This window comes from Candidatus Stygibacter australis (assembly GCA_030765845.1).
In the GTDB taxonomy this organism is placed as follows: Bacteria; Cloacimonadota; Cloacimonadia; order Cloacimonadales; family TCS61; genus Stygibacter; species Stygibacter australis.
Genome location: JAVCDJ010000034.1, coordinates 1 through 6656, shown reverse-complemented (window position 1 = coordinate 6656; position 6656 = coordinate 1). Strand labels below are relative to the sequence as shown.

Annotated in this window: 2 protein-coding genes; both read left to right on the top strand. The window is 38.7% G+C overall.

The annotated features are described in order from the left end of the window. Positions 1-734 precede the first annotated feature (734 nt). Complete coding sequence (locus RAO94_01940) at positions 735-6236, top strand: tandem-95 repeat protein (GenBank protein MDP8321091.1); 5502 nt, start codon at positions 735-737, stop codon at positions 6234-6236. 33 nt (positions 6237-6269) lie between these two features. Continuing rightward, positions 6270-6656 (top strand): hypothetical protein (locus tag RAO94_01935; protein ID MDP8321090.1); only part of this gene is annotated, 387 nt, incomplete at its 3' end.

Here is a 6656-nt window from a genome sequence, read left to right as displayed (position 1 = left end):
GATCTAATTTTATCAGTTTACTGACTAATAAAGCCAGTTAATACTGCTTTGCTTATTTTTAAAAGCCTAAGCTACAATTTTTCGAGAACCATTTTCTCCTATTTTCCTGCTATTATGCAGAACTCATGAAAGACAATTCTTAGCAAGTTATAATGTCAAGTAAATCTCTCAGCTTAGATACTACTTACCTGGTATGAAGCAATAACGCTCCAGAGAAACATAGCACATACTGACATTTACATGTTACTACGTGCTATGTTGTTCCTCTTGAAGTAGCCTTAATAGGATGCAGATGACATGTAAAATGTCATTGGGGTGGGAATTAGAGAAGAAAGAGGATGGATTTAAGTAAAAATATTAAGAGGAGCAATCAAACCGAGAGGATTCGGTTTGATTGCTTGAGGAGAGAGAGATCAAAAGCAGAAGTAGCAATTCTGATACCAAATGGATAAAAAAAGATGTACAATAGAATGTAGAATAGTAAAAATGGGATGGGAGTCAGCAGTTAGGAGGGTGGTCTCTCCGGTAGTTTTCGCCCAAAAAGAGCTATAATCGCCCAGAAGCTAAGTTAAACAATGAAGTTTGAATTAAGCTCCAGAGGTAGAGAGCAGCCGGAAGTTAATAATTGAAAAGAGATTAGCATGGAAATTCTAAAAATCAAATATCAATAGGTTTGGAATGTTTTATGCTTTTTAATTTAAGAATAGAATATTAAAAAAAAGGGAATTGATCAAATGAAAAAAAGTTTTTTACTTTTTACAGTATTATTAATATCTCTGATATTAAATTGCGAAATCATTCAGGTACCGGGCGATTTTGCCACAATTCAAAGTGCGATTGATGAAAGTGTGGATGGAGATATAATTCAGGTGAGTATGGGTAACTATGCTGAGCAATTATTAATAGAGAAATCAATCAGTATTATTGGTGTCGGTTCAGAGTATACCAGCATAGAATTACCTGCGGACAGGGATAACGTATTAAGTCTGGATAATGACATCGATTATCTGGTGGCAGCCAGTTCCGACAGTTTACTCAATTTCCGACTCAGTGGTTTTACATTGAATATGAACGAGCAGGTAAATCTTAACGGGGCAGAATCACTTTATGGTGTGATACTGCATAATGTTGAATCTGATGGTATGCCAGCATTAAGCAGCTGTGTGTTGACAGGTTTTAGTGATGACTCCGCAGTTTCAGGTATAATGCTGGCAGGCAGCAGCAATTGTGAAATAACAGGCAATGAGATCATTGAAGCCCCACATTATGGTATAGCCTGTGGTTTCAATACGAATGGCCTGGTGGCAAATATCCATGATAATACGATCACAGGGAGTTTGAATTGCGATGTAGGTATACTTTTAATGAACTGTGAGGGCAGCAGTTTTGCGAATAATATCATTGATGGTTATAATGGGACAGGTGAGGATTTTTTTACTGCAGGGATGTGGATATATTCAACAGATAATTTGGAGATAGGTCCTGGGAACGAGGTGAGTGATTGTTATAGAGGTATATATTTCAGTAATTCAGACGGTTGCGATGTTTTTGAAAATAGTGTAAGTGAGTGTTATCGTAATTATATTACTTTGGTGAATAGCAATGATAATCATGTATTTGGTAATACAATCACGGGATTTTCACCGACGGGTTATGCAAACAGAGGTATTAGTTTTGAAGGAGATGTAGGTTGCGATAATAATTTGATAGGTGGAGACAGCGAGGAAGAGGGCAATGACATCTGGTTTTCTACTTATGGCTACGGGACACTTTACTGTATTTTGGTGCAGAGTGAGAGTGTAACTGGAGAGCGGATAAATTATATTAGGAACAATCGGATCAATGGTGGGAAAAGGGCAATTCAGATAGATGACATCAATGATGGTACTCTGGTGGTTGAGAATAATATCTTTAATGATATGGAAGAGAGTTCATATTGCACGATATGTAGTTTTGATCAGGGATTTGGGATGGATTATCAGATAAATAATAATACCTTTTACGGTACTGTGAGACCAATAGAATTTTGGGGTGCGCATGAGGTAGATATAACCGGGAATACTTTTACAGGTGAGATTAATTATGATGTAATTAATTTTGGGAGAGTTACGGGTGGAAGTGTGATAAGTGGTAACAGTTTTGATGTGAGTAGCGTGGCTAATTGTGTGAATATTCAGACAGCTTATCTGGGCGTGGAAATTGCTGAGAACAGTTTTATTAATTATGAGGGTGGGGCAATGATACTGCATAATGATGCCAATGTGCATGATAATGAAGTAACAACCTGCAATCGTGGGATTGAGATAGTGGGTACAGCCGAAGTAGTGATCGCAGGTAATGAGATAGCTGATTGCAGTATATATGGTATAAATCTGGGTAGTGACCTGAGCAATGCGGAAATAACAAATAACACGATAACGGGTACCAGCACTGGGCATTATGCAATAAGCTGCAATAATGTGAACAATTTGATAGTGAGCGGAAATACTATCAGTGAAAATGGCAGCGGACTGCTATTAAATAGTTATGAGACTTCTTTATGGGTACAAGATAACAGCTTTATTGATAATGAGTTTGTGGGTATATCTGTATTTACGGAAGTAGAGAATATTACAGGGAATACATTATTAAATAATGCTAGAGGTATAGAAGCTTATGCAGCCTTTACAGCGACAAATAATGAGCTGCTTTATCATCAGTATGGCAGTGTGATCGTGCACAGCGAAGGACCTAATGTTGTGGAATATAACTGGTGGGGAGATGAGACAGGACCGCAGGGCATGGGTTTTGGTGGCAGCGGCAGTAATGTGATCACCAATGGCAATATCGTGGACTGTGTACCCTGGTGGCGCGATGTGGAGATGACTGCTTCATATAATCCCCAGGAAGCGAATATACTATTGCCAGATAATTTTTTGCTGGAAATGAATGTGAATACTACAATTGATTTTGATGCATATATAAACCGGGATGAATTTGAGCTAAGCTCAGATGGCAGTGTGAATATTGGGATAAGTATCAATGGCTCAGAAGTAACTTTTATGCCAGGGGCAAACTGGACAGGGAGTGAAGTGCTAAATTTCACTTTAACAGTGGGAGACACAATTCGCACAGATGATGTGGAAGTAGTTGTAGAGGAAGTTGCACTTGTATTACCGGAGATATTAGCGAGTGATGAGGATGTAGCAATTAATCAGGATTTCAGCAGTTATATCGTGGGTAATGGCTTGAGCCTGATGTGCGAGGTTAGCGAGAATTTCAGTGTAGATATCAGTGGCTATAATGTGGTGATAAGCCCGTTATTAAACTGGTTTGGCAACGAAATACTGACTTTTTATCTGGAAGATACAGGTGGGGTGTCAGTAGTGGAAGACAATGTGATTGTGATAATAAATCCGGTAAATGATGCACCTGAAATAATCAGTATAAGTCCTGAAAGTCCAGAATTTAATGTGATAGGTGGAGAACTGATTCCATTTGAGATAGAGTGTATAGATGTGGATAGCGAGTTAAATTACAATTGGTATTTGAATAGCATTTTCTGGGGTGAAAACGCCAGTTTGGTGGAATATCAGACTAATAATCCCGGCAGCTTCAATATGGCAGTAGTAGTTAGTGATGGAACCACCAGTCTGGAAACCAGTTGGGCAGTGACAGTAGTGGAAGGACCAGCCTGGGAAATAGTAATCTATCCAAACAGCACCGTGATCTATGCGGAAGTGACTATTGATGGTGAAATTGCAGAAGCTGGTGATTTAGTGGGAGCTTTTATCGAAGAAGCTGAAGATCGTGAAATCGAATGTCGAGGGATAGGAGATATTTTTGTTTATGAAGGACATTCATATACTACATTTAATATTCAGGGTTCTTTGATAGAGACTGTAAATTTTGAGTTATATGACCTTAGTGCGGATTTGATCTATACAATATCATATAGCACAACTACAAGTCCGGGTGGAGATTTGGGATATTTTCCAGATAATATGATCCCCTTGGATGCTGGCAGCAATCTCCCTCCTGTGATAGATTTGCCTGCTTCGGTTGTGATCTTGGAAGACGAACCCTATCAGCTTGATTTCAGCGAATTTGTAAGTGATCTAAATGGTGACGAAATGCTCGTGAATTGCCTATATAATGAGCATATAGATGTTCAAATAGAAGGTATGAACGTGATATTGCAAACTGAATTGAACTGGACCGAAGCGGAGCAACTGATTTTTGAAGTAGATGATCAGATGGGCATGACTCGTTTGGTAGCGATAGACAGTATGATGGTTTATGTGATACCACAGCCTGATCCACCAGTAATAGAAATAGCCGCAGCACTTGAGACGGATGAAGATATTGCCATACATCTGCTGCTGAATGAAAGTATTTATGATCCTGATGGTGATGAGATAGTGATAGAATATATAGAATCTGAACATCTGAGCATTGAGATCACTGAGAGCGAATTAATCATAATTCCGGAAGAGAACTGGTTTGGGGAAGAAGGTATAACGATAAGTGCCAGTGATGAGCGTAGTAGAGAAATTGTGAGTCAGGACGTGATGGTGACTGTGGTGAGTGTGAATGATGCTCCCGTGATAATGCTTCCAGATGAATATGATATGTTAGAAGATGAAATAGGAGAACTAAATTTAAGTCTTTACATATATGATATTGACAACGAAGTGCTTGAATTAAGTAGTGAACCCAATGAAAATATCTCAGTAACTATTGCTGGTTTAGAGGTGACACTGGTTCCTGATGAGAATTATTTTGGTCAGGAGCTCATTTACTTTGAGGTGGATGATAATGATTCTCGGGCAGTAAGCAGTGATTCTATTTTAGTAAATGTGGGAGCAGTGAACGATGCACCATTTATTGATCTGCCAGAGAGTTTTGAGCTGGAAGAAGACGGGACTGGATATTTGGATATCAGCAGTTATATAGGCGATGTGGATAATGACAGCCTGAATGTGGATGCTGATGATTCTGATCATATATATATCACAGTAGATGGCTATATTTTGGGAATTGAGCCAGAGAGCGACTGGTTTGGCAGCGAAACGATCACAGTAATAATTTCAGATGATGTGAGCCGTCTGATCGCTACAGATGAGATAGCAATAATTGTGAGTGCAGTAAATGATGCCCCTGAGATCAATTTACCAGAAAGTTTCAGCTTTAATGAAGATGAACAATTGATAGAAGATTTTACGGACTATCTGTCTGATATAGAAGGAGATATGCTTCTATTAACCGCGGAAATGACGACTAATCTGGAAATAACTATCACGGATTATGAAGTAACTTTTAACGCTGCAGCAAATTGGAATGGAGTAGAGCTGGCAATATTCAATGTCTATGATAATCGAGGACGACTTGTAGATACAGACAGTGTGGATGTGATAGTGGTATCTGTGAATGATGCCCCGCAGGCTGCATTCCTGATTGATCAGACAGTGATAGATGGTAATAGTATCAGTTTCGACGGCTCAGACTCTTATGATTTAGAAGGAGATGAGCTGGTATATTTTTGGGCGACAACTGAAGATCTGTTAATTGATGATCCTGTGGCAGTTTCTATAAGTATTTTTGCAGAAGACGTGAGTGAAAACTATCAGTCAACATTAATATTAACTGTATACGATGGTGAATTGTTGGGTGAATCATCCTGCCAGATTACTGTCTTGGACGATGAGCCATTTAATTTGCATGCTGAGCATACTGAGACAGATGATGTGTTATTTAACTGGGAGCAGCAAGAGGGATTTAATGCTACCAGTTATGAAGTATATCTTGATAGTGTATTTGTAGGGACAACCGATGAGCTTGAATATCTATTGAGTATGGAAGAAGGGATGCATTTGCTGGGAGTAAAGGCGATTAATGGTGAATATGCGTCAGAAACAATGGAAATCAATTATGAGCATACTGATATTTGGGAAGAGGAAATACCTAAGTATAATGGCATAGACAGGATATATCCCAATCCTTTTAGTGGAATACAGCGAAATATGTTGACAATAGAATATTCTGTGGATAAAAAAGGGAAAGTGGAAATCTCAGTATATAATGTATTAGGGCAGAAAGTGACAGATTTATGTGATGAAATAAAATCACCCGGAAATTACGAAATACATTGGAATTTTAAAGGATATGGTAATCGGGATTTAGGAAGTGGAGTTTACTTAATCTTATTCAGGAGTGAAAGCCAGGAAGAGATCAGGAAAGTGAATTTAATAAAATAAGAAATTTTTTAAGCAAAAACATGAGAGGGAAGAATGAAGAAAAATGGTGTAATTTTTTTAGTTTTATTTTTTGTATTATTGTTACAGGCAACCGACAGACATGTAGGCTCCGGGCAGACTTATACGACGATAACAGCAGCGTATAATGCCGCAGCAGATGGTGATAATATCATCATCCATCCAGGAACCTACGAGGAAACAGTTCATATCAATAATGACGATTTAACATTCATCAGCAGTGATGGGGCGGCGACTACCATCTGGCGGGGAACCGGGGGAAGCTCAACTACAGCATATCTGCATGGAGTGAATGCACTTGGTATAACCATCGATGATATTACTCTGGAGATTGAAACCTATAGTGGTAATCCTCATACCGGAGATATGTGGTTAGTGCAGTGTGAGGGTAGTACGACAGGT

Excerpts from the sequence above, each read along its gene's own strand:
- RAO94_01940 (MDP8321091.1), top strand. The coding sequence starts at position 735 with ATGAAAAAAAGTTTTTTACTTTTTACAGTATTATTAATATCTCTGATA.